Origin of the sequence: Kitasatospora sp. NPDC059146, assembly GCF_042786665.1 — a bacterium.
GTDB lineage: Bacteria > Actinomycetota > Actinomycetes > Streptomycetales > Streptomycetaceae > Kitasatospora.
The window spans coordinates 1-24410 of the sequence record NZ_JBHZCY010000025.1; the positions used below are offsets into that span (position 1 = coordinate 1).

Here is a 24410-nt window from a genome sequence, read left to right on the forward strand (position 1 = left end):
CTCGTACTGGACGTACTTGGGCGATTCGGGCGTGCGTCCAGGCGGGATGCCCGGCGTCGCGCGGCTGGCAAGATCCGCCGGACAGGCCCTAGCCGTCACCCGCCCGAGTGGGTGCGGCTGGCCCGGCGTGCGGGCCGCTGGCACGCTGCGGCCCAGGAGACGGGAGAGGCCCGGTGGCTCGATGGGAGTGGTGGATGGCCGACGAGCCGGAGCTCGAAGCGAGCGCCGAGTACGGCGGGACGCGCGAACTGGCCGGGGGCCAGCTCATGGGCGCCGAGCCGCCGGCCGCGGAGCCGGCGATGATCACCACCTGGCTGCGGCTGCCCAAGCCGGTGATGGACGAGGTGCGACGACGGGCGCAGGAGCGGGAGACCGAGCCGGGCGTCCTCCTCCGGGAATGGGTCGAAGCCACCGTCGTGGACCCGGGCGGGACCGTGCCACTGAGCGTGATCACCGCCGCCGTCGCGCGTCACCAGCAGGAGCATGCGGCCCGGACCGGTCGGCACTTCGAGCGGGCGCGGCACTGGGAAGCCGTCGAGATCGCCGCGTACGTGCACCGGGCGGAGACGGAGGCACGCTGAGCCGGACTCCGGCTCAGGCGCTCAGCGCCGGAACCGTTGCCGCCGCCCGACGGGCCTCGTCGTAGCGTTCCAGCAGCAGAGCGGCCAGCTCCGGGGCGGCGCCGAGGACGTCGGCGACCAGGTCCGCGCCCGCCGCAGCCGCCGCGATGCGGTCCGGCAGCAGGCCCGGGGCCAGCAGGTACGGGGCGACGGCGGTCCGCTCGGCGCCTGCCGCGCGCAGGGCGGCGAGGGCGTCGGGCACGCGCGGGCCCGCCGCCGAGGCGTACGCGACCTCGACGGCGGCCCAGCCGCGGGTGCGGCGCCACTCGGCGGCGACCCGGCGGGTGGCCGCGTCGGCGGCCGGGTCGGAGGAGCCGGCCGCGGCCAGCACCACACCCGTACGGGCGCGGACCGCCGCCGAGCCGACGTCGAGCCCGGCCCCGGCCAGCCGGCGGTCCAGGGCGGCGAGCAGCAGCGGGGAGGGGCCCAGCACGTCCGCCACCGGCAGGCCCGCGCCGGTAGCGCGCAGCGCGGCGGGGATGTCGTGCTTGGCGTGGAAGGCCCGGTTGAGCAGCAGCGGGACGGCCACCGCGTCCGCCGCCCGCCCGAACCGGCCGGACCGCCCGACCAGCTGGGGGATCCGCGGCGCGCAGTGGTCCAGGTAGGCGGTGGCGACCTCCAGGGCGGGCCGCTGGGCCCGCACCTCCCGGACCAGCGCGGCCACGGTCGCGGCGTGCCGCGGGTCGCGGCTGCCGTGGGCGATGAGCAGGAGGGCGGGCACCGGCGGCCGCCTCACTTGCCGGAGGCCAGCAGGCCGCGGTTGCGCAGCACCCGGCGTTCGACCGGGGTGAAGACGAGCAGTTCGATGGCGATGCCGACGAACAGGATCAGGATGATGCCGAGCAGCACCCCGGACATGTCGGAGAACTCGCGCTGGTCCTCCAGGAACCGGCCCAGGCCCCGGCCGAGGTCGGGGGAGGAGGCGACGAGCTCGGCGGCCATCAGGGAGCGCCAGGAGAACGCCCAGCCCTGCTTGAGGCCGGCCAGGTAGCCGGGCAGCGCGGCGGGGATGAGCACGTGGCGGGCGCCGGTCAGGCCGGTGGCGCCGAGGGTGCGCCCGGCCCGCAGGAACAGCGGCGGGACCTGGTCGATGCCGGCCACCAGCCCGTTGGCGATGGACGGGACGGCGCCGAGCAGGATCACCGCGTACATCATCTGGTCGTTGATGCCGAGCCAGATGACCGCGGCCGGCACCCAGGCGACCGAGGGCAGCGACTGGAGGCCCTGGAGGACCGGGCCGATCGCGGTGCGCACCGGCTTGACCCGGGCGACGACCAGGCCGATCGGGGTGCCGATGACGACGGCGAGCAGGAAGCCCGACAGGCCGCGCCAGACGCTGGTCCAGATGATCGAGAACAGCGTGCCCTGGTACCAGAGGTCCTGGAGGGAGTGCCACACGTCGGTGGGGCTGGGCAGCTTGTACGAGGAGGTGAGGTGCAGGCTGTACGCGCCCTGCCACAGTGCCAGCACCACCAGCACGCCGATCAGCGGCGGCAGGGCCTTGCCGCGCAGCACCTCGCCGAGCGAGCTGCGCCGGGCGGTGACGGAGTCGAGGGCGTCCAGGCCGGCGCCGACGTCGGCGCTGTCGGAGACGCCGTCGGAGACGGGGTTCTTGTCCAGGACGACGGGAGCGGTGTCAGTGCTGGCCATGGCGACGGATCTCCCCACGCAGTTCTTCGGTGATCTCGATGGACAGGTCGGCGACGCCGGAGGACTCGATGCGGCGCGGCTGCGGAAGGTCGATCCGCCACTCCCGGGCGACCCGGCCGGGGCGGGAGGAGAGCAGCACGACGCGCTGGGCCAGCCGGACGGCCTCGCGCACGTTGTGGGTGACGAACAGGACGGACAGCTGCCGCTCGGCCCAGATCCGGGTGATCTCGTCGTGCAGGACGTCCCGGGTGATGGCGTCGAGGGCCGCGAAGGGCTCGTCCATCAGCAGCACCGTGCTGCCCTGGGCGAGGGCGCGGGCCATCGCGACGCGCTGGCGCATGCCGCCGGACAGCTCGTGCACCCGCTTGCCGTACGCGCCGTTCAGGCGGACGAGTTCGAGCAGGCGCTCGGCCTCGGCGCGGCGCTCGGGGCGGGGGACGCCGGCCAGCTTGAGGGCCAGTTCGATGTTCTTCCCGGCGGTGAGCCAGGGGAACAGGGCGTGTTCCTGGAACATCAGGGCGGGGCGGCCGCCGGACACCTCGATGCTGCCGCGGGTGGGCGCGTCGAGGCCGGCGACCAGGTTGAGCAGGGTGGACTTGCCGCAGCCCGAGGCGCCGAGCAGGGTGACGAACTCGCCGGGCGCGACGTCGAGGGTGATGTCGTCCAGCACGTGGGTGGCGGCGCCCGGGCGGCCGAAGGACTTGTGCACGTGCGAGATCCGGACGGCGGGGGTGCCGCCGGTGGCGTCGGCGCCGGGGGCGTCCGCCGAGGTGGTCAGTGCCGGGGTCATCCGGGCACCTCCTGCGTGAGTGGTCTGGCGGTCTGGCGGTCTGGCGGTCTGGCGGGGCTGCGGAGCGGGAGGCCGGGTCCGGCCCCGCCCGGCCCGGTGGGCATCGATCGGGGATCGACCGGGCGGGCGGGGGCCGGACCGCGGAGCTGCGGGGCGCCGGGCTACTTGGCGCCGAGTCCGGCGTCCGCCACGGGCGCCTGGCCCTTGGCCGCGAGGACCTTGTTCAGCAGGGTGAGGTCGTAGATGCCGTTCAGGTTGGGCTTCTTGAGGAGCCCGGCGGTGACGGCGTGGTCGGCCTCGGCCTGGAGGGTGTTCGCCAGCGGGTCGTCCAGGAAGTCGATGTCGGACCAGGCCGGGTCGAGGACGGCCGGCTCCAGCGCGTTGCCGGCCTCCTTCTTGATCGCCTCGTTGGCGTCGGCCTTGGCCTTGTCGGGGTTGGCCTTGATGAAGGCGTTGGTGTTCACCGAGCCGCGCAGCACGGCCTCCACCACGTCCGGGTGCTCCTTGAGGAACTTCTGCGAGACGATGATGTTGGTGATCACGAACTTCTTGTCCGGCCAGACGTCCTTCTCGTTGAGCAGGACCTTCGCGCCGAGGGTGACCAGCTTGGAGGCGGTGGGCTCGGGCACCCAGGCGCCGTCGATGGAGCCCTGCCGGTAGGCGTCGGGGGTGACCTTGTTGTCGGTGCGCACCACCGAGACGTCGCCCGCGCCGGACGCCGCGTCGACCTTGTAGCCCTTGCCGGCCAGGTAGTTGAGCAGCGCCACGTCCTGGGTGTTGCCCAGCTGCGGGGTGGCGATCTTCTTGCCCTTGAGGTCGTCCAGCGAGCCGATCTTCTCGGGGTTGACCACCAGCTTGACCCCGCCGGAGGCCGAACCGCCGATGATCTTCAAGGACTTGCCGTCGGACTTGGTGTAGCCGTTGATCGCCGGGGAGGGGCCGATCCAGCCGATGTCGATCGATCCGGCGTTGAGCGCCTCGATCTCCGCCGGGCCCGCGTTGAAGACCTGGGTCTTTACCTGGGTGGCGCCCAACTCCTTCTGGAATATGCCTTCCTGGAGTCCGACCAGCGGGGTGCCGTGGGTCAGGTTGGCGAAGTAGCCGATCTTCACCGTGTCCGCGGTGAGCTTGGGGCCGGACGCCGAACTCCCCACGGTGGCCGCGGTGTCGGCCTTGGTGTCGGCCTTGGAGCCGTAGCTGCAGGCCGACAGCAGGGCGACGGCGGTCAGGCCGGCGGCGGCGGCCGCGGCCGTGCGTCTGATCCGGCCGGCGTTGGGGCGGGCGGGCCGATCGGAGGGGGTGCGGTACGAGGGTGCCTGGTGCGGTGCCATGGTGGGTCCTGTTCGCGGACGGACCGTCAGGAAGCGGTCCCGGGCGGACGGTGGGAAGGTGGCGCTTGCGGCAGGGGGTGTGCCGGGCAAGCCGGGCGGCCGTGGGGAGCGGCCCGGTGACGGGGCGTTCTCAGCCCCGTCGGCCCGCACATCGGGTCAAGCCGCCCTGGCCGCTGCCGAGGACGCCGCTGCCGATGCGGCCGCCTTCCTTGTCCATGCCCGAGAACGCCTCGCTGGGCATCAGACCCAGTCCTCCTCTTCGGGCGCGCCGGGCGCGCCGTCGGTGCGTACGGTGGCGAAGGCCTCGCCCGCCATGCCGGCGGTGAGGGTGGTGCCGTCGGCCGGGTCGATCAGCAGGAACGAGCCGGTGCGGCGGTTGTCGGTGTAGTCGTCGAGGGCCAGCGGCTCGGCGGTGCGCAGCTTCACGTGGCCGATGTCGTTGACGTTCAACCCCTCGGTGCCGGAGCGCTGTTCGAGGGTGTCGATGTCGATGCGGTAGGTGATCTCCTTGACGAGGGCGCGCACGGTGCGGGTGGTGTGCTTGAGCAGCACCTTGTCCCCGGCGCGCAGCGGCCGCTCGTTGAGGTGGCTGACGGTGGCCTCGATGTCCTTGGTGGGGGCGGGGGAGGCCCCGGCGGTGATGAGGTCGCCGCGGGAGATGTCGAGGTCGTCGGCGAGGCGGACGGTGACCGACTGCGGGGCCCAGGCGAGGTCCGTTTCCCGTCCGAGGGCGTCGATGGCGGCGACGGTGGTGGTGTGGCCGGAGGGCAGCACGGTGACGGGGTCGCCGACGCGCAGCACGCCGGAGGCCAGCTGGCCCGCGTAGCCGCGGTAGTCGGGGTGCTCCTCGGTCTGCGGGCGGATCACGTACTGGACGGGGAAGCGGGCGGGCTCCGCGCCGGGGTCGCTGCCGACCGGGACGGTCTCCAGGTGCTCCAGCAGGGTCGGGCCGCCGTACCAGTCCATCTGCGCGGACGGCTCGACGACGTTGTCCCCGGCGAGGGCGGAGATCGGGACGGCCAGCACGTCCTTGACCCCGAGCGAGGCGGCGTAGGCGGTGAACTCGGCGGCGATCGCGGCGAACACCGGCTCGGCGTAGTCGACCAGGTCCATCTTGTTGACGGCCAGCACCACGTGCGGCACCCGCAGCAGGGCGGCGACGGCGGCGTGCCGGCGGGTCTGCTCGACCACGCCGTTGCGGGCGTCGACCAGGACGACGGCGAGTTCGGCGGTGGAGGCGCCGGTCACCATGTTGCGGGTGTACTGCACGTGCCCGGGGGTGTCGGCGAGGATGAACCGGCGCCGGGGGGTGGCGAAGTAGCGGTAGGCGACGTCGATGGTGATGCCCTGCTCGCGTTCGGCCCGCAGGCCGTCGGTGAGCAGCGCGAGGTCGGGTGCCTCCTGGCCGCGGCTGCGGGAGGCGTGCTCGACGGCCTCCAGCTGGTCGGCGAGCACCGACTTGGAGTCGTGCAGCAGGCGGCCGACCAGGGTGGACTTGCCGTCGTCGACGGAGCCGGCGGTGGCGAAGCGCAGCAGGGAGGTGGCGCTGGTCCCGACGGTCGTGCTGGTGGTGCTCATTAGAAGTACCCCTCGCGCTTGCGGTCTTCCATCGCGGCCTCGGACAGCTTGTCGTCGGCGCGGGTGGCGCCGCGCTCGGTGAGGCGGCTGGCGGCGATCTCGGCGATCACGGCCTCGATGGTGGTGGCGTCGGAGTCGACGGCGCCGGTGCAGGACATGTCGCCGACGGTGCGGTAGCGCACCAGGCGCCGCTCGACGGGCTCGCTGTCCTTGGGGCCGCCCCACTCGCCGGCGGTCAGCCACATGCCGCTGCGGGCGAAGACGTCCCGCTCGTGGGCGTAGTAGATCTCGGGGAGTTCGATGCCCTCGCGCTCGATGTACTGCCAGACGTCCAGCTCGGTCCAGTTGGACAGCGGGAAGACCCGCACGTGCTCGCCGACGGCGTGCCGGCCGTTGTACAGCGACCACAGCTCGGGGCGCTGGCGGCGCGGGTCCCAGGCGCCGAACTCGTCGCGCAGGGAGAAGACGCGCTCCTTGGCGCGGGCCTTCTCCTCGTCGCGGCGCCCGCCGCCGAACACCGCGTCGAAGCGGTTGGTCTCGATGGCGTCGAGCAGCGGCACGGTCTGCAGCGGGTTGCGGGTGCCGTCGGGGCGCTCGCGCAGCCGGCCGTCGTCGATGAAGTCCTGGACGTGGGCGACGTGCAGGCGCAGGTTGTGCTCGGCGACGGTCCGGTCGCGGTAGGCGAGGACCTCGGGGAAGTTGTGGCCGGTGTCGACGTGCAGGAGGGAGAAGGGCACGGCGGCCGGTGCGAAGGCCTTGAGCGCCAGGTGCAGCATCAGGATGGAGTCCTTGCCGCCGGAGAACAGGATCACCGGGCGCTCGAACTCCCCCGCGACCTCGCGGAAGATGTGCACCGACTCGGCCTCCAGCGCGTCCAGGTGGGACAGCGCGAAGGGCCCCCCTGAATCCTGGCCGGCGTCCTGGGTGCGGACCGGGCTGTCGGTCGCGGTGGTCATGCCAGACCCCTCTCGGTCAGGAAGGCGTGCAGCTCGGCGGCGGACTCGGCGACCGCGCGGCCCTGCGTCTGGAGGCGCAACTCCGGTGCGGCCGGGGCCTCGTACGGGTCGTCGACGCCGGTCAGGCCGGAGATCTCCCCGGCGGCCTGCTTGGCGTACAGGCCCTTGACGTCGCGCTCGGCGCACAGCTCGACCGGGGTGGCGACGTGGATCTCCAGGAACTCGGTGCCGGCCGCGGCGTGCCGCTCGCGTACCGCGGTGCGGGAGTCGGCGAACGGGGCGATCACCGGGGCGAGCACCTTGACGCCGTTGGCGGCGAGCTTCTCGGCGACGAAGCCGATCCGGGTGACGTTGGTGTGCCGGTCCTCGCGGGAGAAGCCGAGGCCCTTGGAGAGGAACTCGCGGATCTCGTCGCCGTCCAGCACCTCCACCTTGTGGCCCTCGGCGCGCAGCCGCCCGGCCAGTGCGAAGGCCAGGGTGGTCTTGCCCGCGCTCGGCAGCCCGGTCAGCCACACGGTGGCGCCGCGCTCGCAGGGGGCGGCCGCGGGGGCCGCCTCTGCGGCTCCGTCGGCGGCCGGGGTGTGAGCTGTCACGGTTCGTTCCTTACACGGTGGTTGACGGATGGTCAGGAGGCCGGGGGCCTCAGAGGTGGATGCCGCACTCGGTCTTGCCGGAGCCGGACCAGCGGCCGGCCCGGGCGTCCTCGCCCTCGCCCGGCTTGCGGGTGCAGGACAGCGGCGAGCAGCCGATGGACGGGTAGCCCTCCCACAGCAGCGGGTTGAGCAGCACGCCGTTCGCGGCGACGTAGGCGTCCACGTCCTGCTGCGTCCAGCGGGCGATCGGGGCGATCTTGACCTTGCGGCGCTTCGGGTCCCAGGAGACCACCGGCGTGTTCGCCCGGGTCGGGGACTCGTCGCGGCGCAGCCCGGTCGCCCACGCGTCGTAGCCGGCCAGGCCGCGGTTGAGCGGCTCGACCTTGCGCAGCGCGCAGCACAGGTCCGGGTCGCGGTCGTGCAGCCGCGGCCCGTGCTCGGCGTCCTGCTCGGCGACCGTCCTCAGCGGGGTGAGCGTGATGACGTTGACCGGCATGGTCGCGGCGACCGCGTCCCTGGTCCCGATGGTCTCCGGGAAGTGGTAGCCGGTGTCCAGGAACACCACGTCCACCCCCGGGAACACCGAGGACGCGAGGTGGGCTACCACCGCGTCCTCCATCGAGGAGGTGACGCAGAACCGCTCGCCGAAGGTGTAGGCGGCCCAGCGCAGCACCTCCTGCGGGGTGGCCTCCTCCAGCTCGCGGCCGGCCCGGACGGCGAGCTCCTCGTGGTCAGTCGTGGCCCGGTCGGTCATGCGACGCACCCCCGTTGGTCGGTGACAGCAGGCCGAGGAACTTCAACTGGAAGGCGCGGCGGCAGCCGTGGCACTCCCAGGCGCCGTGGCCGGCCTCGGACGGGCGCAGGTCCTCGTCCCCGCAGTACGGGCAGAAGAACGGCGCGGCTCGCTCACTCATCGCCCACCTCGCTCCGCTCGGCGTTCGCTTCGCGAACAACGCCCTGCCTACCGGTTCGCTCGCTGCGCTCGCTCACGACAGCTGCTCCTCGGTGGCGCGGGCCGTCCACTGGGCGAAGCGCTCGCCCTCGGCGCGGTCGGCCTGGTAGCGGGTCAGCACGCGCTCGACGTAGTCGGGCAGGCCGGCGCTGGTGACCTTGAGGCCGCGGACCTTGCGGCCGAAGCCGGCCTCCAGGCCGAGCGCGCCGCCCAGGTGGACCTGGTAGCCCTCGACCTGCTCGCCGTGCTCGTCGGTGACCAGCTGGCCCTTGAGGCCGATGTCGGCGACCTGGATCCGGGCGCAGGCGTTCGGGCAGCCGTTGATGTTGATGGTCAGCGGCTCGGCGAACTCCGGCAGGCGCTGCTCCAGTTCGTCGATCAGGGTGCGCCCGCGCTCCTTGGTCTCGACGATGGCGAGCTTGCAGTACTCGATGCCGGTGCAGGCCATGGTGCCGCGGCGGAACGGCGAGGGGGTGACCCGCAGGTCGAGTTCCTCCAGGCCGGCCACCACCGAGTCGACGTGCTCCTCGGCGATGTCGAGGACCAGCATCTTCTGCTCGGCGGTGGTGCGCAGCCGGTCGCTGCCGTGGGCGGCGGCGAGGTCGGCGATCCGGCCGAGCAGCTTGCCGTCGACCCGGCCGACGCGCGGGGCGAAGCCGATGTAGTAGCGGCCGTCCTGCTGCTTGTGGACGCCGACGTGGTCGCGCCAGCGGGCGGCGGGCTCGGCCGGGGCGGGCCCGTCGACGAGGCGGTACTTCAGGTACTCGTCCTCCAGGACCTGACGGAACTTCTCCACGCCCCAGTCGGCGACCAGGAACTTGAGCCGGGCGCGGTTGCGCAGGCGCCGGTAGCCGTAGTCGCGGAAGATGCCGATGACACCGCCGTAGACGTCGGCGACCTCGTCCAGCGGGACCCAGGCGCCCAGGCGCACGCCGAGCTTGGGGTTGGTGGACAGGCCGCCGCCGACCCACAGGTCGAAGCCGGGCCCGTGCTCGGGGTGGACCACGCCGACGAAGGCGACGTCGTTGATCTCGTGGGCGACGTCCAGCTGCGGGGAGCCGGAGACCGCGCTCTTGAACTTGCGCGGCAGGTTGGAGAAGTCCTTGTTGCCGATGAAGCGGCGCTGGATCTCCTCGATGGCCGGGGTGCCGTCGATGATCTCGTCCTCGGCGATGCCGGCCACCGGCGAGCCGAGGATGACGCGCGGGGTGTCGCCGCAGGCCTCGGTGGTGGACAGGCCGACGGCCTCCAGCTTCTGCCAGATCGCCGGGACGTCCTCGATCCGGATCCAGTGGTACTGGATGTTCTGCCGGTCGGTCAGGTCGGCGGTGCCCCGGGCGTACTGCTCGGAGACCTCGGCGACCGCGCGCAGCTGGGCGACGGTCAGCCGGCCGCCGTCGATGCGCACCCGGAGCATGAAGTACTCGGCGTCCAGCTCGTGCGGGTCCAGGATCGCGGTCTTGCCGCCGTCGATGCCCTCCTTGCGCTGGGTGTAGAGCCCCCACCAGCGCATCCGGCCGCGCAGGTCGGCGGGGTCGATCGAGTCGAAGCCCCGGTGCGCGTAGATCGTCTCAATACGTGTCCGCACATTGAGACCGTCGTCGTCCTTCTTGAACTGCTCGTTGGCGTTCAGCGGGGTGAAGTGCCCCATGCCCCACTGGCCCTCGCCGCGGTGGCGGGTCACCTTGCGAGCCGCGGCGGGGCGGGGCGCGACCGGGCGGTCGGCCGTGGGCTCGGCAGTCTCGGGAGAGGTGGCCATGGTGAAGTCCTTCTGGGCAGGTGGCGCTGGCGCCGGGTGGGTCGCGGGGCGTGCTCGGCCGTGCGATCGCTGCTGTGACCTGCGGGTTTCTCAGGGCCGGGAGAGCAGCTGACCGGGCCGGGCGGGCGCCTGCGCATCCGCTCGTGCGGGGATGGCGGGGTGGACGGCGCCGGGTGCGGTGGTGCGGCGGGGTGGGAGCTCAGGTCACCGGACAGATGGCGCTGGACACGCGAAGGAGATCGACGTGGAGTCGACCTACTAGGGTGGTTCCGGCGCTAGGCATGGCAAGAGATTCGCACGGCGCGGGACTCGCGGTCCACTAACATCCGCATACTGGACTCCGGAGTTTCGGCATCTGGGACGCCCGGGCGTTCCCGCCGCTCCCGGCCGGGCCTCCTGACGGGCGCTCGGACCGCGGTCCGGTGCGGCGGCCGACGCGGCGGTGCGCACGTGCCCGGACGGCAGCCCGCACGGCCGGGGCGCACGCGCCCGCACCCCGGGGGAGATCAACCGGAGCGACCCGGCCCGATACCGTTAGCCCTGTGCAAGCAGCAGGCGATACGAGCAGACCGAACCCCGAACGGCCCTCCCGGCGCCGGGGCAAGGGCTCCCGGCGCGCGGCCAAACAGGGCCTGTGGCGCCGCACGGCGTGGGACTTGGTCAAGGACACCACCAACACCTGCGTCGAGTACCGGGTCACCGGCCTCGCCGCCGAGGCGGCCTTCTTCACCCTGCTGTCCATCCCGCCGCTGCTGCTCGGCCTCGCCGCCACCCTCGGCTACCTCGACGGGTTCCTCGGCGCGGGCACCATCGAGCGGCTCAAGCACGACATCGTCTCGGCCTCCGGAACGGTCCTGTCCGACTCCTCCGTCAACGAGGTCGTCAAACCGCTGCTCAGCCAGGTCTTCGACCAGGCCCGGCCCGACCTGATCTCGATCGGCTTCCTGCTGTCGCTGTGGTCCGGCTCCAGGGCCCTCTACATCTTCATCGACACCATCACCGTCATGTACGGGCTGGACGGCAAGCGCGGCATCGTCAAGACCCGGCTGCTGTCGCTCGGCCTCTACCTCGGCGCCCTGGTGATCGGCTCACTGGTGCTGCCGCTGCTGATGGCCGGGCCCGGACTGGTCGAGAACGCCGTCCCCGGCGCCGCCGGACTCGTCGGCGCCGCCTACTGGCCGGTCGCCATCCTGCTGCTGATCGTCTCCCTCACCACCCTCTACCACCTGGCCGTGCCGGTCTCCACGCCCTGGCGCGAGGACATCCCCGGCGCGCTGGTCGCCCTGGTGGTGCTCGTCTTCTGCAGCGTCGGCCTGCGGCTCTACCTGGTCAGCTCGGTCGAGGGCCCCTCGGTGTACGGCTCGCTGGCCGCGCCGGTGGCCGTCCTGCTGTGGATCTTCGTGGTGGCCCTCGCCGTACTCATCGGCGCCGCCATGAACGCCGCCATAGACCGCCGCTGGCCCACCCTGGAGACCGCCGACGCCCGCGCCGAGAACGAGCGCGCCCACGAGGAGGCCGCCGCCGCGGTGGTCCGCGAGGTCGCCGCCCGCCGGGCCGTCGAACGGGCCCGGCGCGCCCGCGAACTCGGCCTGGCCGAGGGCGTCGAGGAGGAGTGGGGCGAGGAGGACGGCGACGACGTCGACGTGCCCGCCGAGTACCCCGAGCGGTGGGCCGACGTGCTGGCCGCCGACAACGTGCGCGCGCGGCTCACCGCCCGGCCCGGGCCGCACCACCGGCCCGCCCCGCCGCCGCCGGACAGCGACCGGCCCTCCCCACCGCCGCCGGAGCGGCCGGGGGCGGGGCCGGGGGCGGAGCAGGCGCCGGGGTACCCGCCGCGGCCGCCGTGGGAGCAGCGGTAGCGGCGCGCTAGTGGCACGGTAGGGGCACGGCCGTGGCGGCGGCTTCGTACGGGCAGGGCCTCCCTCGCGGGTGCGGGGGAGGCCCTCTGCGTTGCCGGCCGCGTTGTCGGTTGCGCTGACAGCGGTCGGCCGGTGTTCGACTTGTGTACGAATCGTGCCGAGGGCGGTCCGGGCCGGTCGGCGGGGGCCTGGGGCACCTTGACGGCACCTTGACGGCCGGCCGGCGGGGTGTGCCGGTGGGTGCCGGTGGGGCCGGGGTGTGCCGGTGGGGTCAGCCGATCGTCGGGTTCTGCGGGTACGGGGGCTGCTGCGGGTGGCCGTAGCCGTGGGTGGACTGCTCGTTGATCGGCGGGTAGCCGTACGACGCCTGCGCTCCACCGTGCTGCGGACCGCCGAACTGCGGACCGCCGTACTGGGGGGTGCCGGGCAGCGTTCCGCCGTGCTGCGGTCCGTCGGGCCGGGGCGCGCCGGGCGCGTGGCCGAAGGAGGGGCGCAGCTCGGTGGGGGCGCCCGGGTCCGCGTGGCCGGGGCCGGGCGGCGCGGACGGCGCGGACGACGGGCCCGCCGGGTCGGGCCCGGTGCCCGGCAGCGCGTCCAGGCCCGCGGCCAGCGGTTCGCCCGCCCCCAGGGTCCCGCCCGGGGCGGCGGAGGCCGGGGTGCCGGCCGCCGCCCGCTCGGCCGGGGCGGCCTGTGCCGGGAGCGGCTCCGGGCTGGTCGGGGCCGGGTCCATGGCGGTGCGCCCCGAGGAGTCGCTCAGCTTGATCAGCAGGGCGACCATCAGCCAGTTCGCCAGTAGGGAGGAACCGCCGGCCGCCAGGAAGGGCAGCGCCTTGCCGGTCAGCGGGACCAGCCCGCTCACGCCGCCGACCACCACGAACACCTGCAGTGCGAGGGCCGCCGACAGGCCGGTGGCCAGCAGCTTGCCGAACGGGTCGGTCAGGCCGACCGCGGTGCGCAGCCCGCGCTGGATCAGCAGCACGTACACCAGCAGGATCGCGGTCACCCCGGCCAGGCCGAGTTCCTCGCCGATGGTGGTGAAGATGAAGTCGCTGCGCCCGGCGAAGCCGATCAGCCACGGCCGGCCGGAGCCCAGGCCGGTCCCGGTCATGTGTCCGGTGCCGAGGCTGAACAGCGCCTCGGCGGGCTGTGCGGAGATCGCCTGGTTGTTGACCGGGGGAAAGTAGTCGAGCGGGTGCAGCCAGGCCTCGACGCGTCCGTGCACGTGCGGCTCCACGGTGCCGACCACGGCCGCGCCGCCGACCGCCATCAGCAGGCCGAGCACCACCCAGCTGGTGCGCTCGGTCGCCACGTACAGCATCACGACGAAGACGCCGAAGAAGATCAGCGAGGTGCCCAGGTCGCGTTCGAAGATCAGCACCATCAGGCTGACCGCCCAGATCGCCAGCACCGGTCCGGCGTGCCGCCCGCGCGGGAGGGTCATCCCCCAGACCTTCCGCCCGGCCAGTGCCAGGGCGTCCCGGGAGGCCATCAGGTAGCCCGCGAAGAAGATCGTGATCGCGACCTTCACGAACTCGTCCGGCTCGAAGGAGGGCAGCCCGGGGAGCTTGATCCAGCGCTTGGCGCCGAAGCTGTCGGTCGGCGAGAAGATCGGCGCGGTCAGCAGGATCAGCGCGCCCGCCATCAGCACGTAGACGTAGCGCTGGAAGAAGCGGTGGTGCTTGACGAAGACGATCAGCGCGAGCGCCGCCGCCACCGCGATGAACGTCCACATCAGCTGGCCCGGCGCGGCCGGGAGCTTCTGGTAGTCGCCCTTGGCGGCGTGCGCGGCCTTGTAGCTGAAGTCCAGCCGGTCCAGCAGCACCAGCCCGAAGCCGGTCAGGAACACGCCCAGCGGCAGGATCAGCGGGTCCGCGTACGGTGCGAACCGGCGCACCGCCAGGTGCGCCACCGCGACCAGCGCGCCGAGGGACAGGCCGTGGACGAGGAGCCCGGGCGGCAGCTTGTCGGTCATCGCCAGCGAGGCGTCGATGTGTCCGGCCAGGCAGACGGCCACCGCGAGCGCCAGCAGGCCCAGCTCGATGTTGCGGTGGCGCGCGGCCAGCCGCCGGCCCTCGCCGCGTGCAGTGCTTTGCACCTCTTGTCGTCCCCTTGCTGTCACCCACGTGGCCGGTATCGCCGACGGTGCATCCTGCCAGACGGGAGCGGGCTCGCGCCGGTTGCGCCTCCGGGGTCGCCATGGGCAGAACTTTGCCTGGGCAAAGCTTTGTTCGGCTTTGGCAAAGCTTTGTTCAGGTCCGGGTATAGAGGTGGGCCCCGGCTGCGGCGGACGGCGTCGGGAAGGCCATCATGGCCGGGCGCCGCGGCCCCTGCGGCGGTAGGGATGAGGTGGGCGGACGGATGAACGGCGCGGTGGCCGGCGCGTTGGCCGGCGGGTTGGCCGGCGGGGCCCGGGTGCTCGCGTACGGCGGACCGCCCGCGTGGCAGTGGTCCGACCTGGCCACCTCCTGGACCTTCGAACCGGTGGTGCTCGCCCTGTCGCTGCTGCTCGGCGGCTGGTACCTGGCCGCGGTGCGCACCGCGAACCGCGGCGACGGCGCCCGCTGGCAGCCCACCCGCACCGCGGCCTTCCTCGGCGGGCTGCTGCTGTGGATCTGGTGCACCTGCTCCGGCCTCGGGGTGTACGAGCGCGTCCTGTTCACCGACCGGGCCGTGCAGGTCGTGCTGCTGCTCATGGTCGTCCCGCTGCTGCTCGCGCTCGGCGCCCCCGTCTCGCTGCTGGTCCGGTCCTCGCCGGAGCACCGGCGGGAGCGGATCCTGCGGGCGCTGCGCAGCCGGCCCTCCAAGGTGCTGATGTTCCCCGCGGTCTCCACCGCGCTGCTGATGGCGCCGCCGTGGCTCCTCTACTTCACGCCCTGGTACGAGTGGTCGGTCTCCAGCGGCGTCGGCAACCTGGTGCTGCACCTGGCGCTGGTGCTGCTGGGCCTCGCCTACTTCTGGCCGCGACTGCAGCTCGACCCGGTCGGGCACGAGTACCCGCACCTGGTCGGGCTGTTCATCACCTTCGCCGAGGTGATCTTCGACGCGGGGCTCGGGATCGTGCTGATCTACGGCGGGCACCTCGTCGCCGAGCACTACTACGTGGCGCTCGGGCGGCCCTGGGGGCCGAGCCTGGCGCAGGACCAGACCTGGGGCGGCAACGCCTTCTGGGTGCTGGGCGACCTCGTCGGCCTGCCGTTCCTGGCCGCGCTGGTGCGGCGGATGGTGGTGCAGGGGCGCGAGGAGATCAAGGCCGTGGACGCCGAGCTGGACGCCCGCTTCGAGGCGCAGGCCGCGCAGGACCGGGCGGCGGGGCGGCCGGAGGAGGACGAGGGCGGGATGCGGCCGTGGTGGCTGGACGACCCGAACCTCAAGCACCGCTACGGGGGGTAGCGGCGGGTCGGTGCGTCGTGCGTCGTGGGTCCTCTGTCGTCCGTCGCGCATCGTCCGTCGTGCGCCGTCCTGCGGCCGGGCCAATGTTGGCCCGCTGCAACCCCTTCCTACCGCATTTCCGCAGGTCAAAAATAGGTTGGCCACGACCGCCCACCCCGCTAGCGTGTGACACATCGGTTCGGGGGCCATTGGGCCGCCCGAGGAGTAGAGAGCAGGAGGTGAACCCCGTGGTCGTTGTCGCCCCGATAGCTGCCCTGGGCAGCACGCGCGTTCACCTCCTCTTCCCGGCCGCCGGCTGAGCCTTCCGCGCCAGCCGTAGCCCGCCGGGACCATCTCCTCCCGAAGGGCCACTGCGTTGTTCAACGCTGCCTCCACTTCGCTGTTCTCCTCTTCCTTCCCCACCGAGAGTTCCCCGCTGGCCCGCTACGGCTGGACGCCCGAGCTCGACGAGCTCTTCGTCCCGCTCGCCGAGGCCGGCCTGCTCCCCGCCCGCATCACCCGGGTCGACCGCGGCCAGTGCGACGCCGTCCTGGCCGACCCGGAGACGGGCGAGCTGCGCACCGTCCGGCTCGACACCCGGCCGGTGGGCGACGCCGACATGATCAACTGCCCCTGCACGGGCGACTGGGCCGCCGTCGACCTGCACGCCCAGCCGATGGCCGCCGTCTCCGCGCTGCTGCCGCGCTCCACCGCGATCATCCGCAAGGTGGCCGGCAAGCGCTCCGACGGCCAGGTGCTGGCGGCCAACGTCGACACCGTACTGATCGCCGCCTCGCTCGCGGCCGATCCCGACCTCGGGCGGATCGAGCGCTTCCTGGCCCTGGCCTGGGAGTCCGGCGCCGAACCGCTGGTCGTCCTCACCAAGGCCGACCTGGTCGACGACGCCGAGTTCATCCGGGCCGACGTCGAATCCGTCGCACCGGGCGTCACCGTGCTGGTGGTCAGCGCGGAGAGCGGCGAGGGCATCGACGTGCTCCGCGCCTGCGCCCCCGGCACCACAGTGCTGATCGGCCAGTCCGGCGTGGGCAAGTCCACGCTCACCAACGCGCTGGTCGGCGCCGACGTGATGACCGTCCAGGAAGCCCGCGAGGTCGACCAGAAGGGGCGCCACACCACGACCACCCGCGAGCTGATACCGCTGCCCGGTGGGGGCGTGCTCATCGACACCCCCGGGCTGCGCGAGGTCGGCCTCTACGGTGGCGAGGGGGTGGACCTGGCCTTCGCCGACATAGCCGAGCTGGCCGAGGGCTGCCGCTTCCACGACTGCAGCCATCACACCGAGCCCGGCTGCGCGGTCCGCGCGGCGCTGGAGGACGGCACCCTGCCGCAGCGCCGGATGGACAGCTACCTCAAGCTCCAGCGCGAGAACGAGTGGATCGCCTCGCGCACCGACGCCCGGGTCGCCAAGGCCCGGCTGAACAAGTGGAAGGCGATCACCAAGTCGATGCGTGCGGCAGGCGGTCCGGTGAAGCGTTGACCGGATCCGTCCTCGGCGCAGCGGTTCAGCAGCTCCATGGCCCAGCGTCCGCCCGGCGAGCCCGGGCGTGACGCCCCGCACTGACCGGTCGGCCGGCGGCCGGCCAGCGCGGGGACGGGCCGAGGCGGAGCCGTGCGAGCCGGGCGGGGCCGGGCGGGGCCCGGTATGGAGCCGGGCCCGGTGGTGGGTGGGTGGTGGGTGGTGGGTGGTGGCGGCGGGAGGGTGGGGGAGGGGGGAGGGGAGGGGGAAGCCCCCAACGGCAATGTCCGATTCCCGCCAGTCACCCCTCGTCCGATCCCGCAAACTGGACAACGTGATCGACGACGACATTCGGTACCGAGCCGTGGACAGCCGCGACGCCCGCTTCGACGGCGTCTTCTTCACGGCGGTCACCTCCACCGGCATCTACTGCCGGCCGAGCTGCCCCGCCGTGACCCCCAAACGTGCCAACTGCCGCTTCTATCCCAGCGCCGCGGCCGCCCAGGGCGCAGGCTTCCGAGCCTGCCGCCGCTGCCGCCCGGACTCGGTGCCGGGCTCCCCGGAGTGGAACCACCGCGCCGACCTGGTCGGCCGCGCGATGCGCCTGATCGGCGACGGCGTGGTGGACCGCGAGGGCGTCGCGGGCCTGGCCGACCGCCTCGGCTACAGCGCCCGGCAGCTCCAGCGCCAGCTCACCGCCGAGCTCGGCGCCGGTCCGATCGCGCTGGCCCGGGCCCGCCGCGCCCAGACCGCCCGGCTGCTCCTGCAGACCACCGAACTCCCCGTCACCGACATCGCGTTCGCGGCCGGCTTCGCCTCCGTCCGCCAGTTCAACGACACCGTGCGCGAGGTCTACGACCGCACCCCCAGCGGCCTGCGCGCCGAGGTGGTGTCCGGCCGCCGCACGGCGACCCCGGCCGGTGGGCTCACCCTGCGCCTGGCCTATCGCGGCGCGCTGGACAGCGACCACCTGATCGACTTCCTGGAGCTGCGCGCCGTCCCCGGCGTGGAGGAGGTGGTACCCGGCGCGCGCCCCGGTGTGCGCACCTATCGGCGCACCCTCGCGCTCCCGTACGGGCACGGCATCGCCGAGGTCGACGGCCTGGCACCGCAGGACCCGCGCACCCGCGGCTGGCTCGACTGCCGCCTGCTGCTCGCCGACCTGCGCGACCTGCCGACCGCCGTCCAGCGCCTGCGCGGCCTGTTCGATCTGGACGCCGACCCGGACACCGTGGACGAGCAGCTCGGCGCCGATCCGGTGCTCGGCCCGCTGGTCCGCGAGCGCCCCGGCCTGCGCTCGCCCGGCCACGTGGAGCCGCACGAGCTCGCCGTCCGTGCCGTGCTCGGCCAGCAGATCACCGTCGGCGCCGCCCGCACCCTGGCGGGCCGGCTCGCGGAGAAGTACGGTGCCGCGCTGCCCGAGCCGAGCGGCGGACTGCGGCTGCTCTTCCCCTCGGCGGCGGTGCTGGCCACCGCCGACCCGGAGGACTTCGCGATGCCCGCGGCCCGCCGCCGGGCGCTCACCGGCCTGTGCGCCGCGCTGGCGGAGGGCGTGGTGCGCCTGGACGGCGGCGTCGACCGGGAGGAGGCCGCCACCCGGCTGCTGGCGCTGCCCGGCATCGGCCCCTGGACGGTCGGCTACCTGCGGATGCGCGCCCTCGCCGACCCCGACGTCTTCCTCCCGACCGACATCGGCGTCAAGCACGGCCTCCTCCGGCTCGGCGCCCCCGGCGACGCCAAGGCCGCCGCCCACGCCGCCGAGGCCTGGGCCCCGTGGCGCTCCTACGCCGTCCACCGCCTGTGGGCCGGCCCCGCGAGCGCCGACAGCACCAGCACCATCCTCAGCACCAGCACCAGCACCAGCACCAGCACGAACACCGGAACGGAGAACGACCCGGCATGAGCACCACCGTCTACACCACCATGGAGAGCCCGTTCGGCCCGCTGCTCCTCAGCGGCGTGCTGCCCGAGGACGGCGGTCCCGCGGCCCTGGCCACGGTCACCGCGCCCGGGCAGAAGTACGCGCTGGCCGAGCCCGCCGACGACTGGGAGTACGACCCCGAGGCCCTGGCCGAGCCGGTCGCCCAGCTGACCGCCTACTTCAAGGGCGACCGCACCACCTTCGACTTCCCGCTCGCCCCCGAGGGCACCGAGTTCCGCCGCCGGATCTGGGCCGCGCTGGACGAGATCCCGTACGGCACGACCGTGACCTACGGCCAACTCGCCGAACTGGCCGGGCAGTCGCCGCGGACGGTCCGGGCGGTCGGCGGCGCGGTGGGTGCCAACCCGCTGCTGATCGTGCGCCCCTGCCACCGGGTGCTCGGCGCCGGCGGCGCGCTCACCGGGTTCGCCGCGGGTGTGGACCGCAAGCGCTGGCTGCTGGAGCTGGAGAGCGGCACCCTCTTCTGAGACACCCGTGCCCGGAGGCCTCAACCCCGCAGGCCCCACCCCCCGCAGGTCTCAACCCCCGCAGGTCTCAACCCCGCAGGCCTCAACCTCGGAGGCCTCAACCCCGCAGGTCCACCCGCCAGTTGTTGCTGCGCATGAACCGACCGGGCGGGAACTCGAACTCCGTCTCGCCGAGCAGCGTGAACCCGGCCTTCGCGCAGACCGCGTTGGAGGCGGGGTTGTCCACCGAGGGGAAGGCGTGCAGGAAGCGGTGCGCGGCCTCGCGCCGGGCGGCGGCGACGGCGGCCCGGGTGGCGCTCACGGCGATGCCGCGCCCCTGGTGCTCGGGCAGCACGTTCCACCCCATCTCGTGCACGGTCCCGCCGTCCCAGCTGCGGGTGCCGTAGCCGACCGTGCCGACGGCCTCGCCCTCGGGCAGCAGCACGATCCGGTACATGCAGCCCAGCCCGGACGGGACGAAGTCCAGGTAGCGCCCGTGCCGGACGAGCAGCTGCTCCTCCGTCTCCGGCCCGCCGACGTGCTTCTTCATCTCCGGGGTGTTCACCCGGCGCAGCAGCGCGAGGTCGGCGTCCGTCCAGGGTTCGAGCTGTACCTCGGTGGTGGTCATGCCGGGGACGGTAGCGCCCGCCGGACCCCGTCCACCAGCGGTTTTCACCCGCCCGCGGGCCCCTCGGGGCCGACCGCCCCGGGCTGGGCGAGGGCGCGGGCGAGCCGGTCCAGCGCGGGCAGGGCGTGGACGACGGTCGCGCGGTCGGCCGGGTCGAGGGTGCTGAGGGCGGTGGCGATGCGGCGTTCGTGGGCGTGCTGCCAGTCGTCGAGCTGGAGCCGTCCGGCGGGGGTGAGGGCGATGCGGGCGGTGCGCCGGTCGCCGGGGTCGGCCTGGCGGTCGACGAAGCCGGCTTCCAGGAGCTTGCCGACCAGGCCGCTGACGGTGTTGGGGGCGAGCCGCTGGCGGGCGGCGAGTTCGCCGACCCGGAGCGGGGCGGCGGCGAGCGTCTGGAGGAGTTCGACCTGCGCCATCGGCAGGGACTCCCAGGGGTAGTCGGTGCGGATGCTGCTGCGCAGGGCGCGGCGCAGCCGGGTGACGGTGTCGGTCAGCCGCCGGGCGTGCTCGACCGCCGGGTCGGGGCTTTCGGTGGCGGGGTCGGGAACGTGTGGTGACGACGGCATGGCGGACAGCGTATCGCCTGGTACGGGGCGTTCCCGGGGCGCTGTCCGGTCCTCGGACGCGGGGTGGGCGCCCTGCGAGATGTTTCGTATCGCAGGGCGAGCAAGTCGTAGCAAGAACATATCTGCATCCGATATATTCGTGGCATGAACGCCACCGCCTTCACCGCGCGCCTGCTCACCGAGCGGGCCCGGCCCCGCGGCATAGCCGGCTGGCGCCACGCCCACTGGCTGGCCGTCGGCACGGTCTGTCTCGGTGCCTTCCTCGGCCAGCTCGACGCCAGCGTCATCGCCCTGGTCTTCCCCGCCCTCGGCCGCCACTTCGGCGCGGGTTTCGCCGCCGTCGAATGGGTCGCCCTCGCCTACCTGCTCGTCCTGGTCGCCCTGCTGGCGCCGGTCGGCTGGCTGTCCGACCTGGTCGGCCGCAAGACCATGTACATCGGCGGCTTCGCCGTCTTCGGCCTCTCCTCCCTCGGCGCCGGACTCGCCGGCAGCCTGTGGATCCTGGTCGGCTGCCGGACCCTACAGGCCGTCGGCGCCGCGATGATGCAGGCCAACAGCGTCGCCCTGGTCGCCCGCGGTGTCCCCGAGCACGCGATGCGGCGCGCGCTCGGCATCCAGGCCGCCGCCCAGGGGCTCGGGCTGGCACTGGGGCCGAGCCTCGGCGGGCTGCTGGTGGAACACGCCTCCTGGCAGTGGGTGTTCTGGGTCAACGTGCCGATCGCGCTGTTCGGCATCGTGGCCGGCTGGTACCTGCTGCCCCGCACCCGGACCGCGGCCGACGGGCCGACCACCGTCCCCACCACCGTTCCCGCACCTCGCGGTTCCGTACCCCGAGGCTCTGCACGCCGCACGTCCTCCGAGCCTCGCTTCGACCTGCCCGGCATGCTGCTCCTCACCGGCGCGACCACCTCGCTGCTGCTCGCCCTCTCCACCGCCTCCGGCCTGCCGCTGCCCGGCTGGGCCGTGGTCGTCCTGCTGGCGGCCGCCGCGGTGCTCACCCTGGCACTGGTGCGCCAGGAGCGGCGGGCGGCCAGGCCGGTGCTGGCGCCCGGGCTGGTCAACACCCCGGGTGTGCGGTCCGGGCTGGTGGTCGCGCTGATCGGCTACCTACTGCTGTTCTGCCCGCTCGTACTGGGCCCGGTGCTGCTCACCGGCGCGGGGGTCTCGACGGCGGCCGCCGGCCTGGTGGTCACCCTGCTGCCCGCCGCGTTCGCGGTCGCCGCGACGGTCGGCGGTGGGTTGCTGCCCCGGGGCTGGTCGGACGTCGCCCGGTGCCGCGCCGGGGCCGGCCTCGCCGCCGCCGGGCTGCTGCTGTTCGCCGTGCTGCCCGCCTCGGGCGCGGCGGTGGCGGCCCCGCTGCTGGTGGCCGGCTACGGGCTGGGGCTGCTGCTGCCGGCCAACAACGCCCTGGTGATGCGGGCGGTCCCGGCGGAGTGCTCGGCCGTCGGCGGCGGCATGGTGAACATGGCGCGCAGCCTCGGTACGGCGCTGGGCATGGCGCTGTCGGTCCTCGGTGTCCACCTGGCGGGCGCGGCGTCCGGTGGGCGGACGGTGCTGGTCGCCCTCGCGGCGGTCGCGGTGGCGGCCGTCGCTCTGACCCGCCCGACCGCGCGCCGGGACGGCCCGGACCGAGCGGGCTTCGACCCGCACGGCCCCGGGCGGAGGGGCCCCGGCGGCCCGGAGGGCCTCAGGGCGCGCTGATGTTCAGGGCGTCCTGGGCCCGGTTCAGGCCGAGCCGCACCAGCGTCTCCAGGGCGTTCGCGCAGCGCTCCAACACCTCTGGCATCGCGGCCAGTTCCTCGTCCGTGAACTTCTTGAGCACGTAGTCGCCGACACTCTGTCCCTTCGGCGGGCGGCCGATGCCGAAGCGCAGCCGGATGAAGTCCCGGGTGCCGAGCACGTCACCCACCGAACGGACCCCGTTGTGCCCGCCCGGCCCGCCGCCGCGCTTCAACTTGCCGGAGCCGTAGGCGAAGTCCAGGTCGTCCTGGACGATCACCAGGTGCTCCACCGGCACCCCGTATCGGCGCATCAGGCCGGACACCGGCCGACCGGACAGGTTGATGAACCACTGCGGCTTGGCCAGCAGCACCCGCCGCCCGTCCAGTTCGATCTCCGCGACCGTGCCGCCGATCCCGCGCCGCCGGAACCGGGCGCCGTGCCGTTCGGCCAGCCGGTCCACGGTCAGGAACCCCGCGTTGTGCCGGGTCGTCCGGAACCAGGGGCCGGGGTTGCCCAGTCCGACGATCAGCCAGGGCGCTTGAGGGGTCATGCGGGAACTCCAGGTGCTGTGGAACGGCGGACGGCCGGGGCGCGGTGCGGGCCGGTACGGGACCGCCCGCGCGCCCCGGCCGTCCGGGAGAACGGAGGGAACGGAGGGAACGTGACAACGGGGGAACAGCGGGAACAGCGGAACAGCGGAACAGCGGGAACAGAGGAACAGCAGCAGGACCAGCGGGTGTCAGGACGCGGGGACGCCGGGGGCGGCGCCGCGCTCCTTGAGCATGTCGGTCATCAGCTCCACCTCGGAGGTCTGGGCGACCACCATCGACTGGGCGAGCCGCTTCTCGACGTCGTTCTTCGCCATGTCGACGTACCCCTGGGCCATCTCGACGCCGCCCTTGTGGTGCTCGATCATCAGCTGCAGGTAGTACACCTCGGCGTCCCGCCCGCTGAGCGAACGCAGCTTCGCCATCTGGGTGTTGGTGGCCATGCCGGGCATCAGCGAACCGTCGTGGGCCTGGTAGTCGTGGCCCATCCTCATCCACGCCATCGGCTTGGCCGGCGAGTGCTGCGACAGCCCCCACTGGTCGATCCAGCCCATCATCATCCCGCGCTGGTTGGCCTGGGTGTTGATGATGTCGAAGGCGAGGGTGCGGGTCGGCTCGTCGCTGGTGCGGTCCCGGACGATGAACGACAGGTCGACCGCCTGCTGGTGGTGGGTCGCCATGTCACGGGCGAACCCGGCCTCGGGCGAGTCGTCGGCCGGGACGGCGACCGAGGAGGAGCCGGAGGCCGTGGTCGAACCCGCCACCAGGGCCGGCACCCCGAGCGCCAGCGCCACCGCGGCGGCCAGCGCGGCCGGCCACCACATCCGCCGACGGCCCGGCCGGCCGGTCGGCTCCGTCGTCCCGGCCCCGGCCCCGGCCCCGGCCCCGGCCGCGTCCGCGACCCCGGCCGATTCGGCCTCCGCCGCCGGGACGTCCTCCGGGCGGGCCCCCTTGGCGGTCACATCTGCCCCATCGTGCAGGAGGCGCCGGGCTCCTGGGTCTGCTTGCCCTGGACGTACTTGGTGAAGAACTGGCTGACCCGCGGGTCGCTGGCGCTGTCCACGATCAGCTGGGTGCTCCAGGCGTTCAGGGTGATGGTGCCCTGCTCGTCCGGGTACGGGCTCATCAGCGAGTACGGGGTGTTCTTGACCTTGTCGGACAGGGTCTTGATGTCGTCCGGCGTGGCCTTGCCGTTGTACGTCACCCAGACCGCGCCGTGCTCCAGCGAGTGGACGGCGCGCTCGTTCTCGACCGGCTGGTCGTAGACGTGGCCCATGCAGTCCAGCCAGACCGCGTTGTGGTCCCCGCCGACCGGCGGGGTCATCGGGTAGTTGACCTTCTCCTTGACGTGGTTGCGGCTCAGGTCGCCGAAGGTCTTCACGCCCGGGATGTCCGCGTTGGCTGCGGCCACGCGGTCCTTCTTCTTCTGGTTCTGGTCCATGACGAACCAGGTGGCGGTGCCGATCGCACCGACCACCAGCACACCGGCGGCCACCGAGGCGATCACCTTGTTGCGGCGGTCGCGGCGCTGCTCGGCGGCGCGCAGCTCGGCGATCCGGGCGCGGCGGTCGACGTTGCCCTTGGCACCGGGCTTGTTGGACTGCTTGGAGGCGGAACCCATGATGGT

Annotated in this window: 24 protein-coding genes; 7 read left to right on the plus strand and 17 right to left on the minus strand. The window is 73.5% G+C overall.

Going from position 1 to position 24410, the window contains the following annotated elements; all coding sequences use genetic code 11:
* Positions 1-194: 194 nt before the first annotated feature.
* Positions 195-581: a hypothetical protein gene (locus ACFXPX_RS13940; protein ID WP_380641296.1), complete on the plus strand. Its 387-nt coding sequence runs from the start codon at positions 195-197 to the stop codon at positions 579-581.
* A gap of 13 nt (positions 582-594) precedes the next feature.
* On the opposite strand, the gene ACFXPX_RS13945 is transcribed toward ACFXPX_RS13940, so the two are convergent.
* From ACFXPX_RS13945 to ACFXPX_RS13995, 11 genes are all read right to left on the minus strand, one after another.
* On the minus strand, positions 595-1341 hold the full coding sequence (locus ACFXPX_RS13945; protein ID WP_380522782.1) for a sirohydrochlorin chelatase: 747 nt from the start codon (positions 1339-1341) through the stop codon (positions 595-597).
* 11 nt (positions 1342-1352) lie between these two features.
* On the minus strand, positions 1353-2270 hold the full coding sequence (locus ACFXPX_RS13950) for an ABC transporter permease (RefSeq protein ID WP_380590838.1): 918 nt from the start codon (positions 2268-2270) through the stop codon (positions 1353-1355).
* Positions 2257-3060 (minus strand): ABC transporter ATP-binding protein, encoded by an 804-nt coding sequence (locus ACFXPX_RS13955; protein WP_380641298.1) that lies wholly within the window; start codon positions 3058-3060, stop codon positions 2257-2259. Before ACFXPX_RS13955 ends, ACFXPX_RS13950 begins: the two co-directional genes overlap by 14 nt.
* Before the next feature lie 161 nt (positions 3061-3221).
* Entirely contained in the window at positions 3222-4391 is a 1170-nt protein-coding gene (locus ACFXPX_RS13960) for an aliphatic sulfonate ABC transporter substrate-binding protein (RefSeq protein ID WP_375890139.1), read from the minus strand.
* 240 nt (positions 4392-4631) lie between these two features.
* A complete protein-coding gene (locus ACFXPX_RS13965; RefSeq protein ID WP_375890141.1) occupies positions 4632-5969 on the minus strand; it encodes a sulfate adenylyltransferase subunit 1 in 1338 nt (445 codons plus the stop codon).
* Positions 5969-6925, minus strand: coding sequence for a sulfate adenylyltransferase subunit CysD (gene cysD, locus ACFXPX_RS13970; protein WP_375890142.1), 957 nt, complete (start codon positions 6923-6925; stop codon positions 5969-5971). Before cysD ends, ACFXPX_RS13965 begins: the two co-directional genes overlap by 1 nt.
* On the minus strand, positions 6922-7518 hold the full coding sequence (cysC, locus tag ACFXPX_RS13975) for an adenylyl-sulfate kinase (protein WP_375890144.1): 597 nt from the start codon (positions 7516-7518) through the stop codon (positions 6922-6924). Before cysC ends, cysD begins: the two co-directional genes overlap by 4 nt.
* A 49-nt stretch (positions 7519-7567) precedes the next feature.
* Entirely contained in the window at positions 7568-8272 is a 705-nt protein-coding gene (locus ACFXPX_RS13980) for a phosphoadenylyl-sulfate reductase (RefSeq protein ID WP_380641301.1), read from the minus strand.
* Positions 8250-8432 (minus strand): hypothetical protein, encoded by a 183-nt coding sequence (locus tag ACFXPX_RS13985; RefSeq protein WP_375890147.1) that lies wholly within the window; start codon positions 8430-8432, stop codon positions 8250-8252. The genes ACFXPX_RS13980 and ACFXPX_RS13985 overlap by 23 nt, the downstream gene beginning before the upstream one ends.
* Before the next feature lie 72 nt (positions 8433-8504).
* Positions 8505-10229 (minus strand): nitrite/sulfite reductase, encoded by a 1725-nt coding sequence (locus ACFXPX_RS13990; RefSeq protein ID WP_375890149.1) that lies wholly within the window; start codon positions 10227-10229, stop codon positions 8505-8507.
* 199 nt (positions 10230-10428) lie between these two features.
* Positions 10429-10512, minus strand: a complete 84-nt coding sequence (locus tag ACFXPX_RS13995; RefSeq protein ID WP_310593185.1) for a putative leader peptide — start codon at positions 10510-10512, stop codon at positions 10429-10431.
* A 259-nt stretch (positions 10513-10771) separates the two neighbouring features.
* Between ACFXPX_RS13995 and ACFXPX_RS14000 the strand changes: the two genes are divergently transcribed.
* Positions 10772-12088: a YihY/virulence factor BrkB family protein gene (locus tag ACFXPX_RS14000; protein WP_380641303.1), complete on the plus strand. Its 1317-nt coding sequence runs from the start codon at positions 10772-10774 to the stop codon at positions 12086-12088.
* Between the two features lie 271 nt (positions 12089-12359).
* Here ACFXPX_RS14000 and ACFXPX_RS14005 read toward each other — a convergent pair whose 3' ends face one another.
* The gene (locus tag ACFXPX_RS14005) at positions 12360-14183 is read right to left on the minus strand and encodes an FtsW/RodA/SpoVE family cell cycle protein (protein ID WP_380641305.1); all 1824 of its coding nucleotides are present in this window, start codon (positions 14181-14183) and stop codon (positions 12360-12362) included.
* Between the two features lie 263 nt (positions 14184-14446).
* Here ACFXPX_RS14005 and ACFXPX_RS14010 point away from each other — a divergent pair, with 263 nt between their 5' ends.
* From ACFXPX_RS14010 to ACFXPX_RS14025, 4 genes are all read left to right on the plus strand, one after another.
* A complete protein-coding gene (locus ACFXPX_RS14010; protein ID WP_380641307.1) occupies positions 14447-15478 on the plus strand; it encodes a cytochrome c oxidase assembly protein in 1032 nt (343 codons plus the stop codon).
* 355 nt (positions 15479-15833) lie between these two features.
* Positions 15834-16955 carry a ribosome small subunit-dependent GTPase A gene (rsgA, locus tag ACFXPX_RS14015; protein WP_380522774.1) on the plus strand — a complete coding sequence of 374 codons (1122 nt, stop codon included), beginning with the start codon at positions 15834-15836 and terminating at the stop codon, positions 16953-16955.
* Between the two features lie 262 nt (positions 16956-17217).
* The gene (locus ACFXPX_RS14020; protein ID WP_380641309.1) at positions 17218-18837 is read left to right on the plus strand and encodes a DNA-3-methyladenine glycosylase 2 family protein; all 1620 of its coding nucleotides are present in this window, start codon (positions 17218-17220) and stop codon (positions 18835-18837) included.
* Entirely contained in the window at positions 18834-19343 is a 510-nt protein-coding gene (locus tag ACFXPX_RS14025; RefSeq protein WP_380398302.1) for a methylated-DNA--[protein]-cysteine S-methyltransferase, read from the plus strand. Before ACFXPX_RS14020 ends, ACFXPX_RS14025 begins: the two co-directional genes overlap by 4 nt.
* A gap of 97 nt (positions 19344-19440) precedes the next feature.
* Here ACFXPX_RS14025 and ACFXPX_RS14030 read toward each other — a convergent pair whose 3' ends face one another.
* Both ACFXPX_RS14030 and ACFXPX_RS14035 read right to left on the minus strand, forming a co-directional pair.
* A complete protein-coding gene (locus ACFXPX_RS14030) occupies positions 19441-19950 on the minus strand; it encodes a GNAT family N-acetyltransferase (protein WP_380641311.1) in 510 nt (169 codons plus the stop codon).
* Positions 19951-19994: 44 nt separating this feature from the next.
* Entirely contained in the window at positions 19995-20513 is a 519-nt protein-coding gene (locus ACFXPX_RS14035) for a MarR family winged helix-turn-helix transcriptional regulator (RefSeq protein WP_380590822.1), read from the minus strand.
* Between the two features lie 144 nt (positions 20514-20657).
* On the opposite strand from ACFXPX_RS14035, the gene ACFXPX_RS14040 reads away from it, so the two are divergent.
* Positions 20658-22214, plus strand: coding sequence for an MFS transporter (locus ACFXPX_RS14040; RefSeq protein WP_380641313.1), 1557 nt, complete (start codon positions 20658-20660; stop codon positions 22212-22214).
* Here ACFXPX_RS14040 and pth read toward each other — a convergent pair.
* The 3 genes from pth to ACFXPX_RS14055 all read right to left on the minus strand — a co-directional run bounded on the left by pth (position 22201) and on the right by ACFXPX_RS14055 (position 24404).
* Positions 22201-22785 carry an aminoacyl-tRNA hydrolase gene (gene pth / locus ACFXPX_RS14045; RefSeq protein ID WP_380522769.1) on the minus strand — a complete coding sequence of 195 codons (585 nt, stop codon included), beginning with the start codon at positions 22783-22785 and terminating at the stop codon, positions 22201-22203. The genes ACFXPX_RS14040 and pth overlap by 14 nt on opposite strands.
* A 189-nt stretch (positions 22786-22974) precedes the next feature.
* On the minus strand, positions 22975-23607 hold the full coding sequence (locus tag ACFXPX_RS14050) for a DUF305 domain-containing protein (protein ID WP_375890287.1): 633 nt from the start codon (positions 23605-23607) through the stop codon (positions 22975-22977).
* Between the two features lie 134 nt (positions 23608-23741).
* Entirely contained in the window at positions 23742-24404 is a 663-nt protein-coding gene (locus ACFXPX_RS14055; protein ID WP_375890169.1) for a DUF3105 domain-containing protein, read from the minus strand.
* Positions 24405-24410 lie beyond the last annotated feature (6 nt).

Bases quoted from the DNA above. Each gene is read 5' to 3' on its own strand.
- ACFXPX_RS13940 (WP_380641296.1), top strand. From the start codon at position 195: ATGGCCGACGAGCCGGAGCTCGAAGCGAGCGCCGAGTACGGCGGGACG.
- ACFXPX_RS13950 (WP_380590838.1), bottom strand. From the start codon at position 2,270: ATGGCCAGCACTGACACCGCTCCCGTCGTCCTGGACAAGAACCCCGTC.
- ACFXPX_RS13955 (WP_380641298.1), bottom strand. From the start codon at position 3,060: ATGACCCCGGCACTGACCACCTCGGCGGACGCCCCCGGCGCCGACGCC.
- ACFXPX_RS13960 (WP_375890139.1), bottom strand. From the start codon at position 4,391: ATGGCACCGCACCAGGCACCCTCGTACCGCACCCCCTCCGATCGGCCC.
- ACFXPX_RS13965 (WP_375890141.1), bottom strand. From the start codon at position 5,969: ATGAGCACCACCAGCACGACCGTCGGGACCAGCGCCACCTCCCTGCTG.
- cysD (WP_375890142.1), bottom strand. From the start codon at position 6,925: ATGACCACCGCGACCGACAGCCCGGTCCGCACCCAGGACGCCGGCCAG.
- ACFXPX_RS13980 (WP_380641301.1), bottom strand. From the start codon at position 8,272: ATGACCGACCGGGCCACGACTGACCACGAGGAGCTCGCCGTCCGGGCC.
- ACFXPX_RS13985 (WP_375890147.1), bottom strand. From the start codon at position 8,432: ATGAGTGAGCGAGCCGCGCCGTTCTTCTGCCCGTACTGCGGGGACGAG.
- ACFXPX_RS13990 (WP_375890149.1), bottom strand. From the start codon at position 10,229: ATGGCCACCTCTCCCGAGACTGCCGAGCCCACGGCCGACCGCCCGGTC.
- ACFXPX_RS13995 (WP_310593185.1), bottom strand. From the start codon at position 10,512: ATGCCTAGCGCCGGAACCACCCTAGTAGGTCGACTCCACGTCGATCTC.
- ACFXPX_RS14010 (WP_380641307.1), top strand. From the start codon at position 14,447: ATGAACGGCGCGGTGGCCGGCGCGTTGGCCGGCGGGTTGGCCGGCGGG.
- ACFXPX_RS14020 (WP_380641309.1), top strand. From the start codon at position 17,218: ATGTCCGATTCCCGCCAGTCACCCCTCGTCCGATCCCGCAAACTGGAC.
- ACFXPX_RS14025 (WP_380398302.1), top strand. From the start codon at position 18,834: ATGAGCACCACCGTCTACACCACCATGGAGAGCCCGTTCGGCCCGCTG.
- ACFXPX_RS14030 (WP_380641311.1), bottom strand. From the start codon at position 19,950: ATGACCACCACCGAGGTACAGCTCGAACCCTGGACGGACGCCGACCTC.
- ACFXPX_RS14035 (WP_380590822.1), bottom strand. From the start codon at position 20,513: ATGCCGTCGTCACCACACGTTCCCGACCCCGCCACCGAAAGCCCCGAC.
- ACFXPX_RS14040 (WP_380641313.1), top strand. From the start codon at position 20,658: ATGAACGCCACCGCCTTCACCGCGCGCCTGCTCACCGAGCGGGCCCGG.
- pth (WP_380522769.1), bottom strand. From the start codon at position 22,785: ATGACCCCTCAAGCGCCCTGGCTGATCGTCGGACTGGGCAACCCCGGC.
- ACFXPX_RS14050 (WP_375890287.1), bottom strand. From the start codon at position 23,607: ATGTGGTGGCCGGCCGCGCTGGCCGCCGCGGTGGCGCTGGCGCTCGGG.
- ACFXPX_RS14055 (WP_375890169.1), bottom strand. From the start codon at position 24,404: ATGGGTTCCGCCTCCAAGCAGTCCAACAAGCCCGGTGCCAAGGGCAAC.